This window comes from Burkholderia sp. Bp8994 (assembly GCF_003853805.1).
Lineage (GTDB): Bacteria > Pseudomonadota > Gammaproteobacteria > Burkholderiales > Burkholderiaceae > Burkholderia.
Window position 1 is genome coordinate 163,247 of sequence record NZ_QTQH01000005.1, and the last position, 25,046, is coordinate 188,292.

Here is a 25,046-nt window from a genome sequence, read left to right on the forward strand (position 1 = left end):
CCCATTTTCATGGTGGCGTGCCAACGGCGCGCCGCTTTATCCTGATAAACGGATCACGGATCGATCATGTCCAGGAAACGTACTTCCCCCAATCGCAACGTTCAGATCGCCGACCAGATTCAGCGCGATCTGTCCGAACTCATCATGCGCGAGGTCAAAGACCCGCGCATCGGTATCGTGACCATCCAGAGCGTCGAGCTTACGCCGGACTACGCGCATGCCAAGGTCTATTTCACGGCGCTGACCGGCGATCCGGACAAGACGCAGGAAGCGCTGAACCACGCGTCGGGCCACCTGCACAACCTGCTGTTCAAGCGCCTGCACATCCATACGGTGCCGACGCTGCACTTCCATTACGACCAGACGATCGAGAAGGCGGTGGAAATGTCGCGCCTGATCAAGGAAGCCAACTCGACGCGCGCGAAGGACGACGACGAAGCCGACGCGCCCGCGAAGGACGATTGAGCGCGCACGCCCCATGACGACTGCAGCTCCCCAGCGTCCACGCGTGCCGCGGCGCGCGCTGGATGGCGTCCTTCTGCTCGACAAGCCGGTCGGCCTGTCGAGCAACGACGCCCTGATTCGCGCGAAGCGCCTGCTTCTCGCGAAGAAAGCCGGCCATACCGGCACGCTCGATCCGCTGGCCTCGGGCCTGTTGCCGCTGTGCTTCGGCGAAGCGACGAAGTTCTCGCAGGACTTGCTGGAAGCGGACAAGACCTACGAAGCGACGATGCGTCTCGGCGTGCGCACGACCACCGGCGACACGGAAGGCGACGTGCTCGACACGCGCGCCGTCGAATGCGACCGTGCGGCGGTCGAAGCGGCGCTCGCGCGCTTTACCGGCGAGATCGTGCAGGTGCCCCCGATGTATTCGGCGCTCAAGCGCGATGGCAAGCCGCTGTACGAATACGCGCGTGCGGGCCAGACCGTCGAGCGGGAAGGCCGCAACGTGACGATCCATGCGCTCGATCTGCTGGCCTGTGAATTGCCGGACGTGACGTTCCGCGTGACCTGCAGCAAGGGCACGTATGTGCGCACGCTGGCCGAAGACATCGGCGAAGCGCTCGGCTGCGGTGCGCATCTGACGATGCTGCGTCGCACGGGTGTCGGCGCGCTGACGCTCGAACATGCGGTGACGCTCGACGCGCTGTCCGACGCTGCCGAAGCGGCGCGCGACGCCTGGCTTCAGCCGGTCGACGCGTTGCTGTCGACGTTTCCGCTGGTGCGCCTCGACGAAACGAGTGCGAAGCGATTCCTGCACGGCCAGCGCTTGCCGCTGTCGGCGCTCGATTCGATCGATGCGGCCGAGGGCGAGCGTGTGCGCGTGTACGACGCGCAGCGACTGCTCGGCGTGGCGCGCAAGGCCAACGGCGTGCTCGCGCCCGAACGCCTCGTCGTGACGGCTGCGTAACGCGCGACGCGCAAGCGCCGTCGTCGGAACGAAAAAAACCCGGTCGAAATCGACCGGGTTTTTTGTTGGGCGCGCTCGTTCGAGCGCGGTGCTCAGTGTGCAGCCGACGCCGCCGCACCCGCATCGCCGCCGCCCGCGCGCTCCGGCTTCGTGATCCAGATCAGTCCGATCAGCAGCACGAAGATCGCCGCCGAGATGTAGAACAGGTCGTTCACGCCGAGTTGCGCGGCCTGCTGCGTGGCCATGTTGTTGATGAGGCCGTGCGCCTGGTCCTGCGTCAGCCCGAGGCTGCGCATCTGTGTGACGGCCTGGTTGAACGTCGGGTTGTACGGGTTCGCCTGCTCGGCCAACTGCGCGTGATGGAAGTTGTTGCGGTGGTCCCACGCGGTCTGGAAGATCGATGTGCCGATGCCGCCGCACATGATCCGCACGAAGTTCGACAGGCCGGACGCCGCGGGAATGCGGTTGCCGGGCAGGCCGGACAGCGTGATCGACACGAGCGGGATGAAGAAGCCCGCCATCGCGATACCCTGCACGAGCGTCGGCAGCGTCAGCGACCATTCGTCGACGCCCGTCGTGTATCGCGAACGCATCCAGAAGCACAGCGCAAACGTCAGGAACGACGCCGTCGAGATGAAGCGCGGATCGGTACGCGGCAGATACTTCCCGGTGAGTGGCGACAACAGGATCGCGAACAACCCGACCGGCGCCATCACGAGGCCGGCGTCGGTCGCGGTGTAGCCGATTTGCGTCTGCAGCCACAGCGGCAACAGCACGAGATTGCCGAAGTACAGGCCGTACCCGATCGACAGTGCGACTGTGCCGCCGGTGAAGTTCCGCATGCGGAACAGCGACAGGTCGACGACCGGGTGCTCGGCGGTCAGCTCCCAGATCACGAAGAACGCGAACGCAATGACAGCGGTCAGCGCGAGCACGATAATGGTCGTCGACGCGAACCAGTCGAGATCCTTGCCCTTGTCGAGCATGATCTGCAGCGAGCCGACCCAGATGACCAGCAGCGCGAGGCCCACGCCGTCGATCGGCGCGCGGCGCACGGCCGACTCCCGATTGCGATAGATCGCCCACGTCGCGGCGGCGGCGGCGATGCCGACCGGGATGTTGACGTAGAAGATCCACGGCCACGAATAGTTGTCCGAGATCCAGCCGCCGAGAATCGGGCCTGCGACGGGCGCGATCAGCGTCGTCATCGCCCATAGTGCGAGCGCCATCGGTGCCTTCGCGCGCGGATAGCTCGACAGCAGGAGCGCTTGCGACAGCGGAATCATCGGGCCTGCGACCGCGCCTTGCAGCACGCGCGAGCCGAGCAGGAACGGCAGGTTCGGCGACAGCCCGCACATCCACGACGAGATGACGAACAGGATGATCGACGCGAGGAACAGGCGGACCTGACCGAAGCGGTCGGTCAGCCAGCCCGTCAGCGGCACGGAGATCGCGTTCGCGACGGCGAACGACGTGATGACCCACGTACCCTGGTCGGACGACACGCCGAGGTCGCCCGAGATGGTCGGGATCGCGACGTTCGCGATGGACGTGTCGAGCACGTTCATGAACACCGCGAGCGATACCGCGATCGTCCCGAGCACGAGTTGCCCGCCCTGCAGCGGCGGGTGGGAGACAGGAGCCTGTGCCATGTCGATAGTTTTCCGGAGTCGGAACCGTTACATCATCTTGGCGGCGGCGTTCGACTTCGCCGCGGCCGGTGCGGGCGCGTTGCCGCCGGCGTTCTCGGCGATGATGCGCGCGATCTCGGCGTCGGCTTCGTCGCCGTACTTCGCGAACACGTTCGTTTCGTAGACCGTGTTCTGCGCGTTGGCGAGCTGGTCGCCGCGCTCGTCCTTGATGTCGACGTCGACCTGCATCGACAGGCCGATGCGCAGCGGATGCTTCTCGAGTTCCTTCGGATCGATCTCGATACGCACCGGCAGGCGCTGCACGACCTTGATCCAGTTGCCCGTCGCGTTCTGCGCCGGCAGCAGCGAGAACGCCGAACCCGTGCCGGCCGAGAAGCCGACGACCTTGCCGTGGTAGACGGCCGACGAGCCGTAGATGTCGGCGGTCAATTCGACCGGCTGGCCGATGCGCATGTGCTTGAGCTGGACTTCCTTGAAGTTCGCGTCGACCCACACCGCGTTCAGCGGCACGACCGACATCAGCGGGTTGCCCGGCGACACGCGCTGGCCGACCTGAACCGAGCGCTTCGCGACATAGCCGGTGACCGGTGCGGGCAACACGTTGCGCGCGTTCGCGAGGTACGCGTCGCGAACCTTCGCTGCCGCGGCCATCACGTTCGGGTGCGACGCGATCGTCGTGTTCGCGGTCAGTGCGCGGTTCGATGCGAGCTGCTGTTGCGCGGCGTCGACCGACGCCTGCGCGGCGCGCACCGCGTCGCGTGCATGGGAGATTTCTTCCTGCGACACGGCGCCCGTCTGTGCGACGGCCATCCGGCGGCGCAGGTCGTCCTGCGCCTTCGACAGGTCGGACTGGCGCAGCGCGACTTGCGCGCGGTACTGGTCGTCGTTGACGAACAGGCCGCGCACCTGGCGCACCGTCTGCGCTAGGTTGGCCTCGGCCTGCTGCAGCGCGACCTGCGAGTCGGCCGGGTCGAGCACGACCAGCGGATCGCCGGCCTTGACCGTCTGCGTATCGTCGGCCTTCACGGCGATCACGGTACCCGTGACCTGCGGCGTGATCTGCACGACGTTGCCGTTCACGTATGCGTCGTCCGTCTCTTCATGGAAGCGCGCGACGAGGAAGTAGTACAGACCGTACGCGATGGCCGCGATCACGATGACCGCGATCAGCAGCGTCATCATCCGTTTGCGCTTCCCGTTGTTCTGCGGCTGTGCGCTGGCGGCGTTTTGTTGAGGGTCGCTCATGGCGATTTTCTCCGTCCGTTATTTCGAGTGTCTGCGTAGTGGTGGCGCCGGATCAGTTGGCGGCCTGTCTTGTCTGCTTGTCGGCGTCGGGCGCGGCGAGCCGCGTGCCGGTCGCGTCGAACCCGCCGCCGAGCGCCTTGATCAACGCGAGCTGCATGTCGCGCCGGCGCATCTTCAGGTTGGTCACCGTCTGTTCCGATGCGAGGCGGTTGGTGTCCGCGGTCAGCACCTGGAGCTGCGGCGACAGGCCCGCCTTGTAGCGGATCACGGCGAGGTCGTACGCCCGCGTCGACGCATCGAGCGCACGCTGCGCGTCATCCATCTGGCGATCGACCGCACGGATCGACGCGACCTGCGTCGCGACGTCGTTCAGCGCGCTGATCAGCGTCTGGTTGTAGTTCGCGACCGACAGGTCGAAGTCCGCGTAGCGGCCCTTGAGCTGCGCGCGCAACGCACCGGCATCGAAGATCGGCAGGTGGATGGCCGGCCCGAACTGCGCCTGGCGGCTCGCGAAATTCAGGAATTTGCCCCAGCCGAACGCATCGAAGCCGAAGCCGGCCGCGAGGTTCACGTCGGGGAAGAATTCGGCCTTCGCTTCCTTCACGTCGTGCATCGCGGCCTCGACCTGCCAGCGCGCGGCGACGATGTCGGGACGGCGCGACACGAGGTCGGCCGGCAGGTTGCCGGGCAGTGCGACTTCGCCGGTCGGGTTCATCACCGGCGCGGCGATCTGCAGCCCGCGATCCGGCCCCTTGCCGAGCAGTGCGGCGAGCTGGTAGCGCACGGTCGTGATCTGGCCGTCGAGGTCGGACAGCGATGCCTGGGTCGTCGCGATGTTGCCGCGCGCAGTCTGGCGTTCCACGTTGGTGTCGAGACCGGCCGACACGCGGCCGTCGGTGATCCTGCCGACCGTCTGGCGGTTGGCGATCTCGCGCTGCGCGATGTCGCGCAGCGCATACAGCTGGGCGAGCGAGTTGTAGGTGCGGGCCACCGACGACGCGAGCGTGATGCGCGCCTGTTGCATGTCGGCCTCGGCGGCCTTTTCCTGCGACACGGCGGTGTGCAGGCGCTCGCGGTTCTTGCCCCACAGGTCGAGATCCCACGACGCGCTCGCGAGCGCGTTGTTCTCGCTGTACCACTGGCCGCCGTACGGGGGCGGGAACAGCGCGTTCGACGAATACAGCTCGCGTGTCCACGAGTAGCTGGCTTCGGCTTTCGGCATCAGGTTCGAGCGCGACGACTCGATGTACGACGACGCCTTCGCGATGCGCGCCTGTGCCTGCGCGATCGACGGGTTGCCCTGGAGCGCCTCGTCGATCAGCTTCGGCAACTGCGGATCGCCGAACTGGTTGGCCCAGTCAAGCGCCGGCCACTGGCCGCCCTGGGCCGGCAGGCTCTGGGCGGTTTCGAATTGCGATGCGGGTGCGATCTGCTTGTCGCTCTTGATGCCGATGTAGTTTGCGCAGCCCGCCAGCGCCAGCGCGGCAACCGCGGCGGCGACGGCGGCGCGGCACGACCCGGCGCACACGGACAACGGGGAGGATTTCATCGCGCTGTTCCCTGACTCGGAATGAATGATGGACACTGCAAGGATTTCCTTACATTAATCTGTCAAAAGTAATTGTTATGGCAACTATTACGTGATGCTGCCGCCCGCGGTTTCGCAGTAGTTGCTGAGAATGCGGCGCAGCATGCTCTTCAGGAACCCGACTTCTTCCGGCGTAAATCCGTCCAGCAGCTCGTCGAGCACGCTGCGGAACACCGGCGGCAAACGCTCGGCAAGCGCGCGGCCTTCATCGGTCAGCTCAAGGCGTACGACCCGCCGATCCTCGATGCTGCGCACGCGGGACAGCAGGCCGCGTTTCTCGACGCGATCGAGCAGGCGCGTGACCGCGCTCGCGTCGATCCCGTATTCCCGAGCGAGTTCGGCGGCCGTCGAGCACTTTCCGACGGCGATCATGAACAGCATGCTCGCCTGCGTGCCCGTAATGCCGAGCTCTTCCTGCGTGCGCTGCGTGACGAGGTTGGTCATCACCGACTTCACACGCGACATCAGATAACCGACGCTGTCGTTCATCTGATACGAGGACAGCGGTGAAACGGGCGGTTGGGAAGGAGAATCCGACATAAAACCCTGAAGCTGCAATAGTTGACTAGGCAGCAGTATAGGCGCTATTTGCTTGCCGCGGCAAATATTAATCGAACGGGCGGGCGGGCGCTGCGCGGCCCGAAATTCCCTTGCGGGCGTCAGGGTCTTCGTTCGTGGGCGGTGTGTCGGCAGGCGAAATCGCCCTCTGCGAGGCGAGGGCGGGGCGCATCATCTTTCGCGTTGCAACACACGGTCCGGCTCTCGACATTCTCACGTGCTATAATTTGAGGCTTTCCAAGCTGCAACGCGCGCGCACGTGTCCCGGTGACTGACGAGCGTGCGCGTTTGCGCGTTCAACGATTTCCAGGTTTCTATGACCCGCGCCCTTCGCAATATCGCCATCATCGCTCACGTCGACCACGGCAAGACCACGCTCGTCGACCAACTGCTCCGCCAGTCCGGCACCTTCCGCGAGAACCAGCAGATTGCCGAGCGAGTGATGGACTCGAACGACATCGAAAAAGAGCGCGGGATCACGATTCTCGCGAAGAACTGCGCGGTCGAATACGAAGGCACGCACATCAACATCGTCGACACGCCGGGGCACGCGGACTTCGGTGGCGAGGTGGAGCGTGTGCTGTCGATGGTCGACTCGGTGCTGCTGCTCGTCGACGCGGTCGAGGGCCCGATGCCGCAAACGCGCTTCGTCACGAAGAAGGCGCTGGCGCTCGGCCTGAAGCCGATCGTGGTCGTCAACAAGATCGACCGTCCGGGCGCGCGGATCGACTGGGTCATAAACCAGACCTTCGACCTGTTCGACAAGCTCGGCGCGACCGAAGAGCAGCTCGACTTCCCGATCGTCTACGCATCGGGCCTGAACGGCTATGCGTCGCTCGATCCGGCGACCCGCGAAGGCGACATGCGCCCGCTGTTCGAGGCGATCCTCGCGCACGTGCCGGTTCGCCCGGCCGATCCGGAAGCGCCGCTGCAGCTCCAGATCACGTCGCTCGACTACTCGACGTACGTCGGCCGGATCGGCGTCGGCCGCATCACGCGCGGCCGCATCAAGCCGGGCCAGCCGGTCGTGATGCGCTTCGGTCCGGAAGGCGACGTGCTGAACCGCAAGATCAACCAGGTGCTGTCGTTCAAGGGCCTCGAGCGCGTGCAGGTCGAGTCGGCTGAAGCCGGCGACATCGTGCTGATCAACGGTATTGAAGACGTCGGCATCGGCGCGACGATCTGCGCGGTCGACACGCCGGAAGCGCTGCCGATGATCACGGTCGACGAACCGACGCTGACGATGAACTTCCTCGTCAACTCGTCGCCGCTGGCAGGCCGCGAAGGCAAGTTCGTGACGAGCCGCCAGATCCGCGACCGCCTGATGAAGGAACTGAACCACAACGTCGCGCTGCGCGTGAAGGACACGGGCGACGAAACGGTGTTCGAAGTGTCGGGCCGCGGCGAACTGCACCTGACGATTCTCGTCGAGAACATGCGCCGTGAAGGGTATGAGCTGGCCGTGTCGCGTCCGCGCGTCGTGATGCAGGAAATCGACGGTGTGCGCCACGAGCCGTACGAGCTGCTGACGGTCGACGTCGAAGACGAACACCAGGGCGGCGTGATGGAAGAGCTCGGTCGCCGCAAGGGCGAAATGCTCGACATGGCATCGGACGGCCGTGGCCGCACGCGCCTGGAATACAAGATCTCGGCACGTGGCCTGATCGGCTTCCAGAGCGAATTCCTGACGCTCACGCGCGGCACGGGCCTGATGAGCCACATCTTCGACTCGTACGCACCGGTCAAGGACGGCTCGGTCTTCGAGCGCCGCAACGGCGTGCTGATCTCGCAGGATGACGGCGCCGCGGTCGCCTACGCACTGTGGAAGCTGCAGGATCGCGGCCGCATGTTCGTGAAGCCGGGCGACGCGCTGTATGAGGGCATGATCATCGGCATCCACAGCCGCGACAACGACCTCGTCGTGAACCCGATCAAGGGCAAGCAGCTGACCAACGTGCGCGCGTCGGGCACCGACGAAGCCGTGCGCCTCGTGCCGCCGGTCCAGATGTCGCTCGAATACGCGGTCGAATTCATCGACGACGACGAACTCGTGGAAGTGACGCCGCAGTCGATCCGCCTGCGCAAGCGCTTCCTGAAGGAGCACGAGCGTCGCCGCGCGAGCCGCGAAGGCGCGGTCGACTAAGTTCGATCGTTCCCTTGCGTGATGAAAAAGGCTGTCTTCGGGCGGCCTTTTTTGCATCTGCGCGATGCGCAATCGGGCGGGCTGCAAAACACTGTTCCCGCGGGTCGTGGCAATCCGGCAAAACCCCGTCGCGCGGTGCTTTCGGGCACATTTCGTCGTGAACTTCGGTAACGGTTCTGTGATATGCTGCGCGCACGCAAGTTTTAGGTCCTTCCAAGCAAGACTTGATTCGCAATCCGCTAAACGGTCAGGCCGTGTCGCGGAAGGTTGAGTAACCCGCTATTTCTCGAGAAGCTCGAAGAAAGGTGAGCGTAAAATGTCAGATGTAATGAAGCAGTTTCAGCTGAACTCCTATCTGTTCGGCGGCAATGCTTCGTACGTTGAAGAACTGTACGATGCATACCTCAACAATCCGGCATCGGTGCCGGAGAACTGGCGAGAGTATTTCGACGCGCTGCAGAACGTGCCTGCAACCGACGGCTCGAATGCCAATGACGTCGCTCATTTTCCGATCGTCGAATCGTTCGCCGAGCGCGCGAAGGCCAATGCCTTCATCCCGCGCGAAAGCACCAGCAATCTGGCGACCGCGCGCAAGCAGGTCCACGTCCAGTCCCTCATCAGCGCATATCGCTTCCTCGGCTCGCAATGGGCCAATCTGGATCCGCTGAAGCGTCGCGAACGTCCCGCCATTCCCGAACTCGAACCCGCGTTCTACGACTTCTCCGAAGGCGACCTCGACCAGACGTACAGCGCAAGCAACCTGTATTTCGGCTTCGACCAGGCTTCGCTGCGCGACATCGTCAAGGGCCTGCGTGACACGTATTGCGGCACGATCGGCGCCGAATACATGTACATCAGCGATCCGGAGCAGAAGCGCTGGTGGCAGGAGCGCCTGGAATCGACCCGCGCGACGCCGTCCTTCTCGATCGACAAGAAGAAGCACATCCTGAATCGCCTGACGGCAGCGGAAGGCCTCGAGCGCTATCTGCACACCAAGTACGTCGGCCAGAAGCGCTTCTCGCTCGAAGGCGGCGAAAGCTTCATCGCGGCGATGGACGAAGTCGTCCAGCACGCGGGCAAGCGCGGCGTGCAGGAAATCATCATCGGCATGGCCCACCGCGGCCGTCTGAACGTGCTGGTCAACACGCTGGGCAAGATGCCGGCCGACCTGTTCGCCGAATTCGAAGGCAAGCACGTCGACGACCTGCCGGCCGGTGACGTGAAGTACCACAAGGGCTTCTCGTCGGACGTGTCGACCGAAGGCGGTCCGGTCCACCTGTCGCTCGCGTTCAACCCGTCGCACCTCGAAATCGTGAACCCGGTGGTCGAAGGTTCCGCGAAGGCGCGGATGGACCGTCGCGGCGACGAAGACGGCCTGCAAGTGCTGCCGGTGCAGATCCACGGCGACGCGGCCTTCGCCGGCCAGGGCGTCGTGATGGAAACGCTGAACCTCGCGCAGACGCGCGGTTACGGCACGCACGGCACGCTGCACATCGTCATCAACAACCAGATCGGCTTCACGACGTCGGACCCGCGTGATGCGCGCTCGACGCTGTACTGTACCGACGTGGTCAAGATGATCGAAGCGCCGGTGCTGCACGTGAACGGTGACGATCCGGAAGCCGTCGTGCTCGCGATCCAGATCGCGATCGACTACCGGATGCAGTTCCACAAGGATGTCGTGATCGACATCGTCTGCTTCCGCAAGCTGGGTCACAACGAGCAGGACACGCCGGCGGTCACGCAGCCGCTGATGTACAAGAAGATCGCGCAGCACCCGGGCACCCGTGCGCTGTATGCCGAGAAGCTCGTGCAGCAGGGCGTGATCACCGCGGAAGACGCCGACAACTACGTGAAGGCGTACCGCAAGGCGATGGACGACGGCCACCACACCGTCGATCCGGTCCTGTCGAACTACAAGAGCAAGTACGCGGTCGACTGGGTTCCGTTCCTGAACCGCAAGTGGACGGACGCAGCCGACACGGCCGTGCCGCTCGCCGAACTGAAGCGCCTGGGCGAACGCATCACGACGGTCCCGGAAAACTTCAAGGTTCACCCGCTCGTCGAGCGCGTGATCAACGACCGCCGCAACATGGCGCGCGGCGACCAGCCGCTTGACTGGGGCATGGGCGAACACCTCGCGTTCGCGTCGCTCGTCGCATCGGGCTACTCGGTGCGCCTGACGGGCCAGGACTCGGGCCGCGGCACGTTCACGCACCGTCACGCGGTGCTGCACGACCAGAACCGCGAGCGCTGGAACGACGGCACGTACGTGCCGCTGCAGAACATCGCCGACGGTCAGGCGAAGTTCACGGTGATCGACTCGGTGCTGTCCGAAGAAGCTGTGCTGGGCTTCGAATACGGTTACTCGACCGCCGAGCCGAACACGCTCGTGCTGTGGGAAGCGCAGTTCGGCGACTTCGTCAACGGCGCGCAGGTCGTGATCGACCAGTTCATCTCGTCGGGCGAAGTGAAGTGGGGCCGCGTGTCGGGTCTCACGATGCTGCTGCCGCACGGCTACGAAGGCCAGGGTCCGGAACACTCGTCGACGCGTATCGAGCGTTTCCTGCAACTGTGTGCCGATCACAACATGCAGGTCGTCCAGCCGACGACGCCGGCGCAGATTTTCCACCTGCTGCGTCGCCAGATGATCCGCCTGTTCCGCAAGCCGCTGATCGTCGCCACGCCGAAGTCGCTGCTGCGCCACAAGGAAGCGGTGTCGGACCTGTCGGAACTCGCGAAGGGTTCGTTCCAGCCGGTGCTGGGCGAAACCGACGGCGGCATCGACGCGAAGAAGGTCAAGCGCGTGCTGGCTTGCTCGGGCCGCGTGTACTACGACCTCGTCGCGCATCGCCGCGAAGCGAAGGCGAACGACGTCGCGATCATCCGTATCGAGCAGCTGTATCCGTTCGCGCACAAGCAGTTCGAAGCCGAAATGAAGAAGTACGAGAACGCGACTGAAGTGGTCTGGGTGCAGGACGAGCCGCAGAACCAGGGTCCCTGGTTCTACGTCGAGCACCACCTGAAGGAAGGCATGAAGGAAGGGCAGAAGCTGGCATACAGCGGCCGTCCGGCTTCGGCCTCGCCGGCGGTTGGCTACTACGCGAAGCACTACGAGCAGCAGAAGGCCCTCATCGAAGGTGCATTCGGCCGCCTGAAGAGCGCATCGATCGCGAAATAACCGACGTCAAGCGAAACGGGAAGGCGCACTGCGCTTTCCCGTCTCTTTTGGCCTGCCGGGCGCGTCGCGCGCCGCACCGGCCGAAGGAATCGCACGAACCTCGTCATACCCCAGATTAAGCATCCAGGAAAATCACATGGCTATCGTAGAAGTCAAAGTCCCCCAGCTTTCGGAGTCGGTTTCGGAAGCCACCATGCTGCAGTGGAAGAAGAAGCCGGGCGAAGCAGTCGCGCAGGACGAAATCCTGATCGAACTCGAGACCGACAAGGTCGTGCTCGAAGTGCCGGCACCGGCCGCGGGCGTGCTCGCGCAAGTGCTGCAGAACGACGGTGACACCGTGGTCGCCGACCAGATCATCGCGACGATCGACACCGAAGCGAAGGCAGGTGCTGCCGAAGCAGCGGCAGGCGCCGCCGAAGTGAAGCCGGCGGCAGCCCCTGCTGCAGCCGCACCGGCAGCACAGCCGGCCGTCGCGACCGCGTCGAGTTCGGCCGCCGCATCGCCGGCCGCAGCGAAGCTGCTGGCCGAGAAGGGCCTGTCGGCAGGCGACGTCGCAGGTTCGGGCCGTGACGGCCGTGTCACGAAGGGCGACGCGCTGGCCGCAGGCAGCGCACCGAAGGCTGCTCCGGCCGCCGCACCGGCGAAGGCCGCTGCTGCGAAGCCGGCGCTGCCGGAAGTGAAGGTGCCGGCATCGGCAGCGACGTGGCTGAACGATCGTCCGGAACAGCGCGTGCCGATGTCGCGCCTGCGTGCGCGTATCGCCGAGCGTCTGCTCGAGTCGCAGCAGACCAACGCGATCCTGACGACGTTCAACGAAGTGAACATGGCTCCGGTCATGGAACTGCGCAACAAGTACAAGGACAAGTTCGAGAAGGAACATGGCGTGAAGCTCGGCTTCATGTCGTTCTTCGTGAAGGCGGCCGTGCACGCGCTGAAGAAGTTCCCGCTGGTGAACGCGTCGATCGACGGTAACGACATCGTCTACCACGGCTACTTCGACATCGGTATCGCGGTCGGTTCGCCGCGCGGCCTGGTCGTGCCGATCCTGCGCAACGCCGATCAGCTGAGCCTCGCCGAGATCGAGAAGAAGATCGCCGAATTCGGCCAGAAGGCGAAGGACGGCAAGCTGTCGATCGAGGAAATGACGGGCGGTACGTTCTCGATCTCGAACGGCGGCGTGTTCGGGTCGATGCTGTCGACCCCGATCATCAACCCGCCGCAATCGGCCATCCTCGGCGTGCACGCGACGAAGGAACGCCCGGTTGTCGAAAACGGCCAGATCGTGATCCGTCCGATCAACTACCTGGCCCTGTCGTACGACCACCGCATCATCGACGGCCGCGAAGCAGTCCTGTCGCTCGTCGCGATGAAGGATGCGCTGGAAGATCCGGCACGCCTGCTGCTCGACCTGTAAGCCGAGTCTCACTGCATTGACCCGCCCCGCACGCTCGCGCACTTGCGCGAGCGTGCGGGCGTACAAGTAGAAAGGATTGTCATGTCCAAGGAATTTGACGTCGTCGTGATCGGCGCCGGCCCCGGCGGCTACATCGCCGCGATTCGCGCCGCGCAGCTCGGCAAGACCGTTGCCTGTATCGAGAAATGGAAGAACCCGGCCGGCGCGCTGAAGCTCGGCGGTACCTGCCTGAACGTCGGCTGCATCCCGTCGAAGGCACTGCTCGCCTCGTCGGAAGAGTTCGAGAACACGTCGCATCACTTGGCCGACCACGGCATCACGGTCGACGGCGTGAAGATCGACGTCGCGAAGATGCTCGGCCGCAAGGATGCGATCGTCGAGAAGATGACGAGCGGGATCGAGTTCCTGTTCAAGAAGAACAAGATCACCTGGCTGAAGGGCCATGGCAAGTTCACCGGCAAGACCGATGCCGGCGTGCAGATCGAAGTGAGCGGCGAGGGTGAAACCGAAGTCGTCACCGCGAAGAACGTGATCATCGCGACGGGCTCGAAGGCGCGTCACCTGCCGGGTATCCCGGTCGACAACAAGATCGTGTCGGACAACGAAGGTGCGCTGACGTTCGACTCGGTGCCGAAGAAGCTCGCCGTGATCGGCGCAGGCGTGATCGGCCTCGAGCTCGGCTCGGTGTGGCGTCGCCTGGGTGCCGAAGTGACGGTGCTCGAAGCGCTGCCGGCATTCCTCGGTGCAGCCGACGAAGCGCTCGCGAAGGAAGCGGCCAAGCTGTTCAAGAAGCAGGGCCTCGACATCCATCTCGGCGTGAAGATCGGCGAAGTGAAGACGACCGCCGACGGCGTGTCGATCGCTTACACGGACAAGGACGGCAACGCGCAGACGCTCGACGCCGACCGCCTGATCGTGTCGGTCGGCCGTGTGCCGAACACCGACAACCTCGGCCTCGAGGCAATCGGCCTGAAGGCGAACGAGCGTGGCTTCATCGACGTGGACGACCACTGCCGTACCGCGGTGCCGAACGTCTACGCGATCGGCGACGTGGTGCGCGGCCCGATGCTCGCGCACAAGGCGGAAGACGAAGGCGTGCTGGTCGCGGAAGTGATCGACGGCCAGAAGCCGCACATCGACTACAACTGCATTCCGTGGGTGATCTACACGTACCCGGAAATCGCATGGGTCGGCAAGACGGAACAGCAGCTGAAGGCCGAAGGCCGCGAGATCAAGTCGGGCAAGTTCCCGTTCTCGATCAACGGCCGCGCGCTCGGCATGAACGCGCCGGACGGTTTCGTGAAGATGATCGCGGACGCGAAGACCGACGAACTGCTCGGCGTGCACGTGATCGCCGCGAACGCGTCGGACCTGATTGCGGAAGCCGTGGTGGCGATGGAGTTCAAGGCGGCGTCGGAAGACATCGCCCGCATCTGCCATCCGCACCCGTCGATGTCGGAAGTGATGCGCGAAGCGGCGCTCGCCGTCGACAAGCGCTCGCTGAACAGCTGAGCGCGGTATAGCGCCGGCCGGCCATTGGCCGGTGCAGCCGTCTCATGACGAAGGCGGGCGGGGTTTCCCGCTCGCCTTCGTTCTTTCCGGTTTGCCCGATGAACGTCACCGAATACTACACGCGCGAACTGACCACGCGCGGCTATCAGTCCGATCCCGCCCAGCGCGCGGCCGTCGATCGCCTGCAGCGCTGTTTCGACGAGTGGGTCGAGTACAAGGCGCGTCGCTCGAACGCGTTCAAGAAGCTCATCAATCATCCGGACCTCCCGCGCGGCGTCTACATGTGGGGCGGCGTCGGCCGCGGCAAGAGCTTCCTGATGGACAGCTTCTATGCGGTGGTGCCCGTGCAGCGCAAGACGCGCCTGCATTTCCACGAATTCATGCGTGAAGTCCACCGCGAACTCGAGGAGCTGAAAGGGCAGGCCGATCCGCTCGACGAACTCGCGCGGCGCATCGCGAAGCGCTACCGGCTGATCTGTTTCGACGAATTCCACGTGTCGGACATCGCGGACGCGATGATCCTGTACCGGCTGCTCGATCGCCTCTTCAACAACGGCGTGCAGTTCGTGATGACATCCAACTACGATCCCGACGATCTGTATCCCGATGGCCTGCATCGCGACCGCATGCTGCCGGCGATCGCGCTGATCAAGCAAAAGCTCGACGTGTTGAACGTCGACGCGGGCGTCGACTATCGTCAGCGCACGCTGGCGCAGGTGCAGATGTACCACACGCCGCTCGGCGCGGACGCCGATCGCGAACTGCGTCATGCGTTCGCGAAGCTCGCCGCGGTGCCGGACGAAAGCCCGCTCCTGCATATCGAGAAGCGCGAGTTGAAGGCGCTGCGCAAGGCCGACGGGGTCGTCTGGTTCGACTTCGCGACGCTGTGCGGCGGCCCGCGTTCACAGAACGACTATCTCGAGCTTGCCAGCCGCTTCCATGCGATCGTGCTGTCGGAAGTGCCGCAGATGTCGCCGCGGATGGCGTCCGAGGCGCGACGCTTCACCTGGCTCATCGACGTGCTGTACGACCACAAGGTCAAGCTGCTGATGTCCGCGGCGGTGCCGGCGGAGCAGTTGTACGTCGAAGGGCCGATGGCGAACGAGTTCACGCGCACGGTGTCGCGGATCGTCGAGATGCAGTCGAAGGAATACCTCGAAACGCCGCGTCGCATCGTCGATACTTCGCTGACCTGATCGCGGTTGCCGGCGAGCGGCGGGCTTCAAAGGTCAATTCCGGTCAAATTCCCGCAATCTCCGGGTATTTTCGGACTTGTCTTATGTTCACGGTCGAGGTCAGCCGATATCGTTGTGTCATGGTTCCCAAGGCTGGAGATATCCATGACACCGTACCGCGATCTGACCGACCATGAGTGGCGCTGCGTCGCGCCGTTTTTTCCCGAAATGCAGCCGCGCACCGAGTTGCGCGGCCGACCACTGGCCAATACACGCGCCGTCCTAAACGGCGTGCTGTGGGTCATTTATAGCGGCGCGACCTGGTCCGCGATGCCGCGTCGTTACCCCTCGTACCAAACCTGCCACCGCCGTTTCAAGGTCTGGCACGAGACCGGCACGCTGCGGCAGGTGATGCATGCGTTATATGGCGACGCAGGCGCGAATCTGTGCGACCAGCTGGCCACGCGGATGCGCAAGCACGCGCAATCGAAGGCGGCAGCTGTGCGCAGTGCCGTGGCGCCGGTCTATCGCGCACCGCGCAGCTACACGGCGGATGCGCTGAAGCGCGCAGCGTGATGTCGATCGGTTTCATGCACGTCGGCGTCAAAACAAAATCGGCCTGACGACGTCGTCGCAGGCCGATTTTTTTATCGCGTCGAGCGTGTCGACGCGCGTTGCGTCATTGTGCGCGAACCCAGGTCTGCGACCGGCCGAGCAGCGATACGCCGATATAGCCGCGCACGACGAGCTTCTGGCCGCCGTCTTCGAGCGACATCTTGCACTTGTAGACCTTGCCGTTCTCCGGGTCGAGAATGTTGCCGCCGTCCCAGTGATCGCCGTCCTTCTTCATCGCCTTGATGATCGTCATGCCCTTGATGAGCTGATCTTTGCGCTCGTCCGTGCATGCGGTGCAGCGGCGATCGGGCGTGTCATTGGCGCCGAGGCCCTTGACGACTTTGCCCGACAGCGAGCCTTCGCCGTCGTCGGCGATCTGTACGAGCGCCTTCGGCTGATGCGTGTTGTCGTCGATCGTCTGCCACATGCCGACGGGGCTGTCGGCCTGGGCGAAGGTTGGGGCGGCGCAAGCGAGCAGGGCGCTTGCGACGGCCAGCGCGCGCAACGGGCGGGTCAGTTGAATCATCGTCTTCCTCCTTGTTTCATGTCGTGTTCGATGTGCCCGCACGACCGTCTGCATGGGGCGGTGGCATGTTGCGAGCTTTGCCAGAATACGTGAAACCGCACGCCGCGTTTGATAGAGGGGGTTCTAATCCAAACGGCCCGCGAGACGCAGGCTGTTTGGTGACCGATCAGTTGAGCTGATACGAGAACGCGGCATTCACGCGCGGGCTGCGCGATGCGCTTTCAACCGGTGCATCGCCGACCGGCTTCGCGATGTTCAGGTCGAGACTGTAGTAGCGGCTGTCGGTAAACCGCACGCCGATACCGACCGACGACAGGCGGCTCGGCGACGGCGTGCCGGTATGCAGATACACGCGCGCCATGTCGTACGCGATGTACGGCGTGATCGATTTCATGTACGTCCAGCCCGGCGTGAACCCACGGTTGACCTCCAGCGACATTCCCCAGCCCGAATCGCCCGACGTTTCGCCGGGCTGGTAGCCGAGGGCATAGCGTGTCGAACCGAACGAGATCTGCTCCGACGTCGGCAGCGAGTCGGGGCTGTACTGGCCGGTCAGCGAGACCGACGTGCCGATCTTGAACGGCCATTCGTTGGTCTGCGTGAAGGTCGCGCCGGTGCGCACGAACGTCAGCGAGATCGGGCTGTCCACCGACGTCGTGTTCGAGCCGATCGTGATGTCCTGCGATTTCGACGCGCCGAGAATGTTGAAGCCCTTCGCGACGTTCACGCTCAGCTTCTGTACCTGCTTGGCCGATACGCTCGTATAGTCGAGCTGCATCTGCAGCACGCGGACCTGCGAGCGTGTATCGATGCTGTTGCCGCTGATCTTGTTCTGGTAGCGGTCTTCGTTGTGCGACGCATAGCCCGACACGGTGCCGAGCAGGCTGCGCTGGTTGTTCAGCAGCAACGGATAGGATGCCGAAAGACCGAGCTTCTCGTTCTTGACGGTGCGCTCGACGGTCGACGGCAGGCCCGGGTTGTCGGTCGGCTTGCCGCGATACGTGCTGGCGTCGAGGCGCGTGACCAGGCCGCTGCTGCCGACCGGCACGGCACCGCTGAATGCGACGTAGGTCTGCTTGTCGCGTCCGGGTGGCACCAGCGCGGAAATGCTCAATTGCTCGCCGAACGACGTGAGGCCGTTCTCCGTTGCGGTGATGAGCCCCTGCACGCCCGGGTGATTGAAATCGATGCCGGTGCTGATGTTGAATGCCTTGCGGTCGACGGCCAGTTCGAGCGTCGTTGCGCCGTCGGTCGTCTGCGGCGGCGGCACATTGGCCTTCACCGACACGCCGGGCAGGAGACCGAACGTGTTCACGTAGCGTTCGAACGTCGCGCGGCGCAGCGGGCGATCGGCCGTGATGTGCGCGGCGATCGCGCGGATCTTCGATTCCATCGCGCCGGGCTTGCCGGTCACCTTGACGTCCGACACATAGCCTTCGACGACCGTGACGCGCACGACGCCGTTCTCGAACGTCTGCGCGGGAATGAACGCGAACGACAGCGCATAGCCGCGATCCTGGTACAGCTTGGTCACGCCGTTGGCGGTTTCGATCAGCTCGCCGATCGTGATGTCCTTGCCGACGAGGGGCGTGAAGCGACGTGAGATCTCGTCGAACGGTACCGACTTCACGCCTTCGACCTGGAACGTCGTCGGCGTCAGGTGCCGCGACAGCAGTTCCTGCAGTTGCGGTGCCTGCGGCGCGACCTGCACGGTGACGCTCGGGCCTTTCTGTGGTGCGTTGATCTGGGGGAGGGAATCGAGCGGGTTACCTGCCGCGCGCGTTTGTGCATGCGCCGTGCCTGCTGCCGCGATAGCGAGCAGCATCATCCATCTGTCGAGTCTGGATTTCATTGTTCTTCCTCGTAGGCCTTGCTTTTCATCTTCTTTCTAATGCGGGCGCGCGACACCAGGGTGTCGCGCGCCGCGTGCCGCATTGCCGGTTGTATTGGTACGGCCGCGCCTCCTGCTCCGGCTGCAAAGGCGCGATCGTCCTCCTTACTTGCCGACGCTACCCAGCGTGCCCAGCAGCCCCGTGACCGGTGCCAGCAGACCCGTCGAACTGCCCGACGATGCCGCACCCGTCACGCTGCCGACCAGCGACGTGACTGGTGCGAGCGGGCTCGACGAACCCCCGGTTCCCGCTGCACCGCCGACTGTTCCGGTGACAGTATTCAGCAAACCGGTGACTGGCGCGAGAGGGTTTGCCCCGCCTGCACCACCCGTTGCGCCGCCCAGCGTGCCCGTGACCGTCGACACGAGGCCCGTGACGGGCGCGAGCGGATTGCTGCCCGAGCTGCCCGTTGCGCCGCCGACCGCACCCGTGAGCGAACCGAGCGGCGTCGAGCCGAGGCCGGACAGCAGGCCGCCGAGCGGGTTCGTCGAGCCGGAACCCGACGACGTGCCGTTCTGGACCGTAGCCGTCGAGCCGCCGACGAGGCTGGTGAGCAGGCCGGGGATCGGTGCCGCGCCGTTCGGACCGTTCGGGTTCACGAGGCCGCCCGCGTTGGTCACGGTGTTGCCGACCGCGGTGACGAGCTGGCCGACGTCGCCGACGAGCGGCTGGTTAGACGTGCTTGCGACCTTCGTGCCCGCCGAGCTGATTGCACCGCCGACCTGACCGAGCAGGCCCGACACGGGCTGCCCGAGGCCGGTGGTCGTGCCGACCTGTTGCGTGACCTGGCCTGCGGTGATCACCAGCGGCGTGATCGCCGAGCTGAGCGGTTGCGTAACCTGCTGCACGGCACCCGACGACAGCGTCGAACCGATCGTCGTGCCGGCTGCCGACAGGCCGTTGGCAACCGTGTCGAGCACGGTTCCGACCGGCGTCGTGACAGGGGCGAGCGGCGCGAGCGGACCCGTGCCGAGCGCCTTGACCGTCGAACTCAGTCCGGACACGGTGTTGCTCGTCGCGCCCACGACGTTCCCGAGGCCGGCGACCGTCGTGCCGACGGGATCCTTGATCGAGCCGGTCTGTCCCAGCCCGTTGCTCAACGCATCGGCAGCCGCGTTGATGATCGTGCCGGTGCTCGAGACGGTGCTGCCGACACCCTTCGTCACGCCGTCGCCGAGGCCGGGCACGCTGATGTTGCCGACCGTGCTGCCGAGGTCGGTTGCCGTCTGGCCTATCGTGCTGACAGCGCCCTTGGTGCCGGTGGACGAGCCGCTGGTGCCGCTCGTACCACTGGTGCCGCTGCTGCTGCCGGCATTGCTGCTCGTCGGCGGCGTGCTGACGCTGTTGCCGCCGCAGGCGGCCAGCAGGCACGCTGCGGCGAAAGCGGTGAGGGGCGCGCGCCATTGGCGCAGGGCGGCCGTCGTGATGGAACGTTGCTGGGACATGATGGACTCCTCGCTGTCTTGTCGATGAATGGATGTTCGATTACTTGCCGTGCGTGCCGCCGAGCAGGCCGCCGAGCAGCGACGTGACAGGCGCGAGCGGGTTCGAGCCCGAGCCCGAATTCGTGACGGCGCCCGTGGTGCCGCTCAGTGCCGGGGCACCGACCGTGCTGGTGACCGCGGACACGGCGCCCGTCACGGGAGCGAGCGGGTTGCTGCCGCCCGCGCCGCCCGTTGCGCCGCCGAGCGCGCCGGTAACCGTGGAGACGAGGCCGGTGACCGGAGCGAGCGGACCGCCGCTCGTGCCACCCGTTGCGCCGCCGAGCGCGCCGGTGACGGTGGAGACGAGGCCGGTGACCGGAGCGAGCGGACCGCCGCTCGTGCCACCCGTTGCGCCGCCGAGTGCGCCGGTGACGGTGGAGACGAGGCCGGTGACCGGAGCGAGCGGACCGCCGCTCGTGCCACCCGTTGCGCCGCCGAGTGCGCCGGTGACGGTGGAGACGAGGCCGGTGACCGGAGCGAGCGGGCCGCCGCTCGTACCGCCCGTTGCGCCGCCGAGCGTGCCGGTGACGGTCGTGAGCAGGCCCGTGAGCGGCGCGAGCGGGTTGGTCGCGCCGCCGGTGGCGCCCGTGAGCAGGCCGCCGACGGCCTTCACGGTATTGCCGGTCGACGAGACAGTGCTGCCGAGGCCGGTCGTGACGGGATTGCCGCCCGTCGACGCAATCACCGCGCCGGCCTGGTTCAGGCCGTTGCCGATCGTGCCGAGCAGCGTGTTGACCGGGGCGCCGAGGCCGGTGGCCGTCCCGATCGTCTGCGTCGTCTGACCGACCATCGTCGTGATCGGCGTGATCGCCGAGCTGACCGTCTGCGTGACCTGCTGGATCGGGCCGGTCGACAGCACGTTGGACAGCGTGGTGCCACCGTTCGAAACCGCGTTGCCGACCTGCGTCACGAGGCCGCCGACGGCGCCGGTGACGGGAGCGAGTGGCGACAACGGGCCACTGCCGAGGCTCGTGACCAGGTTGCCGGTCTGCGTGACTGCGCCGCCGAGCTGGTTCACCACGCCGCCGGTGCTGGCGACCGTGACGCCGACCGGGTCTTTCGTTGCGCCGAGCTGGCCGAGGCCGTTGCCGAGGCCATTACCGAGTGCAGTGACCGCGCCGCCGACGTTCTGGATGATGCCGCCCGCCGCTTGCGTCGTGGCCGGGTTGACGCCGGGCAACGACTGGCCGGCGACGACGCCGCCGAGGTTTGACACGGTGCCACCGAGATTGGTGACGAGATTGCTGCCGCTTGCGAGGACCTGACCCACTGCGTTCGACGACACACCGGAGGTGCCGCTCGTTCCGCTGGACGTTCCGCTCGTCGTGCCGCTCGTCGTGCCGCTGGTGCTGCCGCTCGTCGAGCCGCTCGTGCTGCCACTGGTCGAGCCACTGGTGCCGCCCGACGTGCTGCCGCTCGTCGAACCGGACGTGCCGCCCGAGGTGCCGCCGCCCGACGTCGAGACGGAGTCGCCACCGCCCGAGCTGGAGCCGCCGCTGAGCCCCTTGCTGATGGAACCGGAGCCGCCGCACGCGGAGAGGGAAAGCATGGCTGCCACGGTGGCCGCGATCATAGTCGTCCGGAGCGTGCCATGAGGGATAACCTTAATGTCCATTTCGTCCTCGCATTGAAGCTGATGTTGTGTTGAGTGATGCGGGGATTACTCTGCAACTGTCGTGCCATTTCGATGGCCGACGGTTCGACGATTGGTTTTAAACGGGGCAATTCCTTGTCGGAAAAGGGATTTAGGCAAACTGAAAGATTGTTGAATCTGTTTAAGAACGGTCGAATGAGAACGGTTTCGGCCGTTTCGTAACGTAACGTCACAACATTGGCGTTACGCGTGCGGCGTAACGTGGGCGGGCGTGCAGGCCTGGCGGGCGCTCCGGCTGTTTTACTGGTGGATTAGGTGTGCACATCTAACCTATCGTAAGTCCTATGTGTAAGGCGTACCGAAACGCCGTACAAATACGGCTGTGCTCCCGGAAAGTTTTTTCGATCCGGTCTTAAAAGAGGTTGGAAGTTAAATGCGATCGGATATAGAATCCGGAGCAGGTGTAAGGAAATGTACAGCTCGGTACACGACGTTCGAGGAGGGTCACTATCGCGAATGTTAACTTGCATCAAATTGTGATACATACCCCTCGGGGTGACATATAAAGAAAGCGCATCCGGTTGTCGTTACTTAGTTGTAGCGAACGACGCGGGGCAAGGGCCCGATATGCGAGGATGTACAACGTATAAAAGGCCAAAAAACGTACATACAGGCACGAGGAATTAAAAAATGAAAGCACTCATCAAGCGCTTCCTCAAGGAAGAAGACGGGGTTACCGCGATCGAGTATGGGCTGATTGCGGGTCTGATTGCTGTTGCCATCGTTGCAGGAGTTTCGTCGATCGGGGGCAGTCTTGGTACCATGTTCTCCAATCTCGGGACCTGCATCACCAATCCTACGACAACCAGCGGCGGCACCACTACAGCCAACGCTGCCTGCACGTCCCCCTGGAAATAAGTCGATCTCATCACTGCTATAAGAGTGTCGTAGTGTCGTGACAGACGAATCGCTCGGGGGCAATTCGTCTGTTGCGGCATGTTCGTCCGATCGTGATGCGATGGCACATTTTATTTTTATCGGGGTATTCCTGGTCTGGACGTTGTTTGTCGCGGCGAGTGATATCCGTTTCCGGCGTATTTCAAACTCGCTGGTCCTGATTGGACTGGCGGCCGGACTCTTGGGCGCGTTTCTAAATGCGAATCCATTTGGAATCCTTCCAGTTCAGGCGATGGTTGGCATGCTCGCCGGGCTGATCGTTCTTTTTCCTCTTTTCTTGCTGCGTGTCATGGGCGCGGCGGACGTGAAAATTTTCACCGTCCTCGGGGCTTGGTGTGGTGCGGGCACGCTGCTCGGGTTCTGGATTGCAGCCAGTCTTGCGGCCGGTGTTCACGTACTTGCGTTGATGCTGTTATCGCGGACGCCAATCCGGGCATTGTGGCCGCATCGCGAGCCCATGCTAATGCTGGACGGATATCGGGCGACGCCCTATGCGGCGTGTCTCGTGGTGCCAGCGGCCGGATGGCTTGTCTACCTCGTCGCGACAGGGGGGGGACGATGAAACGACGAAGCAGGGCATGCCGATGGCGGCATCATCAGCGAGGCGCGACGGCCGTCGAATTCGCGATCGTGTTTCCGCTGTTCTTCATGATCTTCTATGCGATCGTCAGCTTCGGAATGGTTTTTGTCATTCAGCAGAGCTTGACATTCGCGGTCAGTGAAGGGGCGCGTGCCGGGTTGAATTATGCGCCGAGCCTCGGCTCCGACCAGAATCACTGTACGTCCCTGCCTAATTCCCTCACGCGTACGCAGAACGCGTGCAATACCGCCTTGGGTGCGCTGGGTTGGTTGAACGGCAATCCGCAACCGGTGTCGGTAACGGTAAAGACGAATACGTGCAGCGCCGGCTCGTCGAGTTTGACGAACTGTCTTACGGTCACCGTGAGCTATTCGCCTCTGCAGTGGCTGACGACGATGCCGTTTTTGGGGCAAGTGCTGAGCGGGCCGCTTACGAGCTCGGCAGTAGTGCAAATCCCGCAGTCCATGCTGTGACATACGCATCGCGAGTCGCGCGACATAAGAACTTTCGGGCCTTCATTCCGGCATTCACACTTCTTTCAACATGACCAACAATTTGACGAAGATCATCGCCGGGCTGCTGATCGCGATCGCCGTACTGCTCGGAATCTATGCATGGATGCTCGGACGCAGTACGCCAGGCTCCGCTCCGGCACCGCAGGTCGTTGCCGGGAATCCGGTACCGGTCGTGGTCGCAACACGGACTTTGCCGGTAGGTCAGCCGATTGTCGCCGATGCGTTGAAGGTTCAACCGACTGTTTCCGCGCCGACAGGTGCGATTGCCGATCCGGCAAGCGTGGTTGGTCGCGTTCCTGTGAGGGACATCCCGGCGTCGGCCCCGGTCGTATCGGACGCATTGGTGTCGGGGCTTGCCGAGGACGTCCAGCCGGGCGAGCGGGCGATCGCGGTTCGCGTCGACGAGACCAATGCGGTCGGCAACCGGTTGCGGCCGGGCAACTTCGTCGACGTGTTCCTGAACCTGAAGCGCGAAGGTAGCGGCACGATGTTCGATAGCGAAGTCTCGCAGACGCAAGCGCGGCTCCTGATGTCGAAGGTGCGGGTGCTGTCGTTTGGCGACGCGACGTCGGAGCGCGACAGCGGCAGCAGCACGAACGGCAATAACGGTCAGCCGAGCAACACGCGTATCGCGATACTCGCGATACCGACCGCACAGGTCGATGCGCTGACGCTCGGAGAGGCGAGCGGCCGGCTGACGCTCGCACTGCGCAATCCGCGCGACGACGAGCTTGCGATGCAGACGGTGGCGGTGCGTACGGACAACAAGTTGTCGCCGTCGGCGCTTGCCGCGGCCGGCGTATCGCTGCAACAGTTGTCCGGTACGTCGAGGACCGCGGTGGCCAACGTGAACGTGCCGCCATTGCCGTCGCGCTTGCCGCCGGTGACGCGACCGGGCGGCGGCGGAGGTGGCGGCAGCATCGAGCTGATCCGCGGCGGCCGGTCGGAAACGGTTGCATATTGAACAACATCGGTGGCCATCGATATCTGCGACGACAAGTAAA

General features: G+C 64.4%; 20 protein-coding genes. 12 read left to right on the top strand and 8 right to left on the bottom strand.

Translation table 11 applies throughout. The annotated features are described in order from the left end of the window. Positions 1-66 precede the first annotated feature (66 nt). Both rbfA and truB read left to right on the top strand, forming a co-directional pair. A complete protein-coding gene (gene rbfA / locus DIE04_RS06930) occupies positions 67-465 on the top strand; it encodes a 30S ribosome-binding factor RbfA (protein WP_006495346.1) in 399 nt (132 codons plus the stop codon). A gap of 13 nt (positions 466-478) precedes the next feature. Beyond that, positions 479-1,411 carry a tRNA pseudouridine(55) synthase TruB gene (gene truB / locus DIE04_RS06935; RefSeq protein WP_124522558.1) on the top strand — a complete coding sequence of 311 codons (933 nt, stop codon included), beginning with the start codon at positions 479-481 and terminating at the stop codon, positions 1,409-1,411. Positions 1,412-1,503: 92 nt separating this feature from the next. Here truB and DIE04_RS06940 read toward each other — a convergent pair whose 3' ends face one another. The 4 genes from DIE04_RS06940 to DIE04_RS06955 form a co-directional block, all read right to left on the bottom strand. Further along, positions 1,504-3,063, bottom strand: coding sequence for a DHA2 family efflux MFS transporter permease subunit (locus DIE04_RS06940; RefSeq protein ID WP_124488903.1), 1,560 nt, complete (start codon positions 3,061-3,063; stop codon positions 1,504-1,506). 27 nt (positions 3,064-3,090) lie between these two features. Further along, positions 3,091-4,308: an efflux RND transporter periplasmic adaptor subunit gene (locus DIE04_RS06945; RefSeq protein ID WP_044846029.1), complete on the bottom strand. Its 1,218-nt coding sequence runs from the start codon at positions 4,306-4,308 to the stop codon at positions 3,091-3,093. Between the two features lie 52 nt (positions 4,309-4,360). After that, positions 4,361-5,857, bottom strand: coding sequence for an efflux transporter outer membrane subunit (locus DIE04_RS06950; protein ID WP_124522560.1), 1,497 nt, complete (start codon positions 5,855-5,857; stop codon positions 4,361-4,363). 87 nt (positions 5,858-5,944) lie between these two features. Beyond that, entirely contained in the window at positions 5,945-6,436 is a 492-nt protein-coding gene (locus DIE04_RS06955; RefSeq protein WP_014897211.1) for a MarR family winged helix-turn-helix transcriptional regulator, read from the bottom strand. A 334-nt stretch (positions 6,437-6,770) separates the two neighbouring features. Between DIE04_RS06955 and typA the strand changes: the two genes are divergently transcribed. The 6 genes from typA (at position 6,771) to DIE04_RS06985 (ending at position 16,455) form a co-directional block, all read left to right on the top strand. Further along, positions 6,771-8,597, top strand: a complete 1,827-nt coding sequence (gene typA / locus DIE04_RS06960) for a translational GTPase TypA (protein ID WP_044846027.1) — start codon at positions 6,771-6,773, stop codon at positions 8,595-8,597. A gap of 316 nt (positions 8,598-8,913) precedes the next feature. Beyond that, positions 8,914-11,778, top strand: a complete 2,865-nt coding sequence (locus tag DIE04_RS06965; protein ID WP_044846026.1) for a 2-oxoglutarate dehydrogenase E1 component — start codon at positions 8,914-8,916, stop codon at positions 11,776-11,778. A gap of 136 nt (positions 11,779-11,914) precedes the next feature. Continuing rightward, complete coding sequence (gene odhB / locus DIE04_RS06970; protein WP_044846025.1) at positions 11,915-13,192, top strand: 2-oxoglutarate dehydrogenase complex dihydrolipoyllysine-residue succinyltransferase; 1,278 nt, start codon at positions 11,915-11,917, stop codon at positions 13,190-13,192. An 81-nt stretch (positions 13,193-13,273) separates the two neighbouring features. Beyond that, positions 13,274-14,704 (top strand): dihydrolipoyl dehydrogenase, encoded by a 1,431-nt coding sequence (gene lpdA / locus DIE04_RS06975; RefSeq protein ID WP_044846024.1) that lies wholly within the window; start codon positions 13,274-13,276, stop codon positions 14,702-14,704. Between the two features lie 98 nt (positions 14,705-14,802). Continuing rightward, a complete protein-coding gene (gene zapE / locus DIE04_RS06980) occupies positions 14,803-15,900 on the top strand; it encodes a cell division protein ZapE (protein WP_124488906.1) in 1,098 nt (365 codons plus the stop codon). A 144-nt stretch (positions 15,901-16,044) separates the two neighbouring features. Continuing rightward, a complete protein-coding gene (locus DIE04_RS06985; protein ID WP_124572950.1) occupies positions 16,045-16,455 on the top strand; it encodes a transposase in 411 nt (136 codons plus the stop codon). A 103-nt stretch (positions 16,456-16,558) separates the two neighbouring features. Here DIE04_RS06985 and DIE04_RS06990 read toward each other — a convergent pair whose 3' ends face one another. From DIE04_RS06990 to DIE04_RS07005, 4 genes are all read right to left on the bottom strand, one after another. Then, positions 16,559-17,020, bottom strand: coding sequence for a DUF2147 domain-containing protein (locus tag DIE04_RS06990; protein ID WP_124488928.1), 462 nt, complete (start codon positions 17,018-17,020; stop codon positions 16,559-16,561). A 166-nt stretch (positions 17,021-17,186) separates the two neighbouring features. Further along, positions 17,187-18,872, bottom strand: a complete 1,686-nt coding sequence (locus tag DIE04_RS06995) for a ShlB/FhaC/HecB family hemolysin secretion/activation protein (RefSeq protein WP_044846020.1) — start codon at positions 18,870-18,872, stop codon at positions 17,187-17,189. A gap of 144 nt (positions 18,873-19,016) precedes the next feature. Continuing rightward, complete coding sequence (locus DIE04_RS07000; protein ID WP_124522564.1) at positions 19,017-20,357, bottom strand: collagen-like triple helix repeat-containing protein; 1,341 nt, start codon at positions 20,355-20,357, stop codon at positions 19,017-19,019. A gap of 40 nt (positions 20,358-20,397) precedes the next feature. Next, positions 20,398-22,011 (bottom strand): collagen-like triple helix repeat-containing protein, encoded by a 1,614-nt coding sequence (locus DIE04_RS07005; protein ID WP_124551438.1) that lies wholly within the window; start codon positions 22,009-22,011, stop codon positions 20,398-20,400. A gap of 669 nt (positions 22,012-22,680) precedes the next feature. Between DIE04_RS07005 and DIE04_RS07015 the strand changes: the two genes are divergently transcribed. The 4 genes from DIE04_RS07015 to cpaB all read left to right on the top strand — a co-directional run bounded on the left by DIE04_RS07015 (position 22,681) and on the right by cpaB (position 25,006). Then, a complete protein-coding gene (locus DIE04_RS07015) occupies positions 22,681-22,908 on the top strand; it encodes a Flp family type IVb pilin (RefSeq protein ID WP_124522568.1) in 228 nt (75 codons plus the stop codon). A gap of 100 nt (positions 22,909-23,008) precedes the next feature. Then, positions 23,009-23,509, top strand: a complete 501-nt coding sequence (locus DIE04_RS07020; RefSeq protein ID WP_124522598.1) for a prepilin peptidase — start codon at positions 23,009-23,011, stop codon at positions 23,507-23,509. Next, on the top strand, positions 23,506-24,000 hold the full coding sequence (locus DIE04_RS07025) for a TadE/TadG family type IV pilus assembly protein (RefSeq protein ID WP_124522571.1): 495 nt from the start codon (positions 23,506-23,508) through the stop codon (positions 23,998-24,000). The genes DIE04_RS07020 and DIE04_RS07025 overlap by 4 nt, the downstream gene beginning before the upstream one ends. A gap of 70 nt (positions 24,001-24,070) precedes the next feature. Then, on the top strand, positions 24,071-25,006 hold the full coding sequence (gene cpaB / locus DIE04_RS07030) for a Flp pilus assembly protein CpaB (protein ID WP_124522573.1): 936 nt from the start codon (positions 24,071-24,073) through the stop codon (positions 25,004-25,006). Positions 25,007-25,046 lie beyond the last annotated feature (40 nt).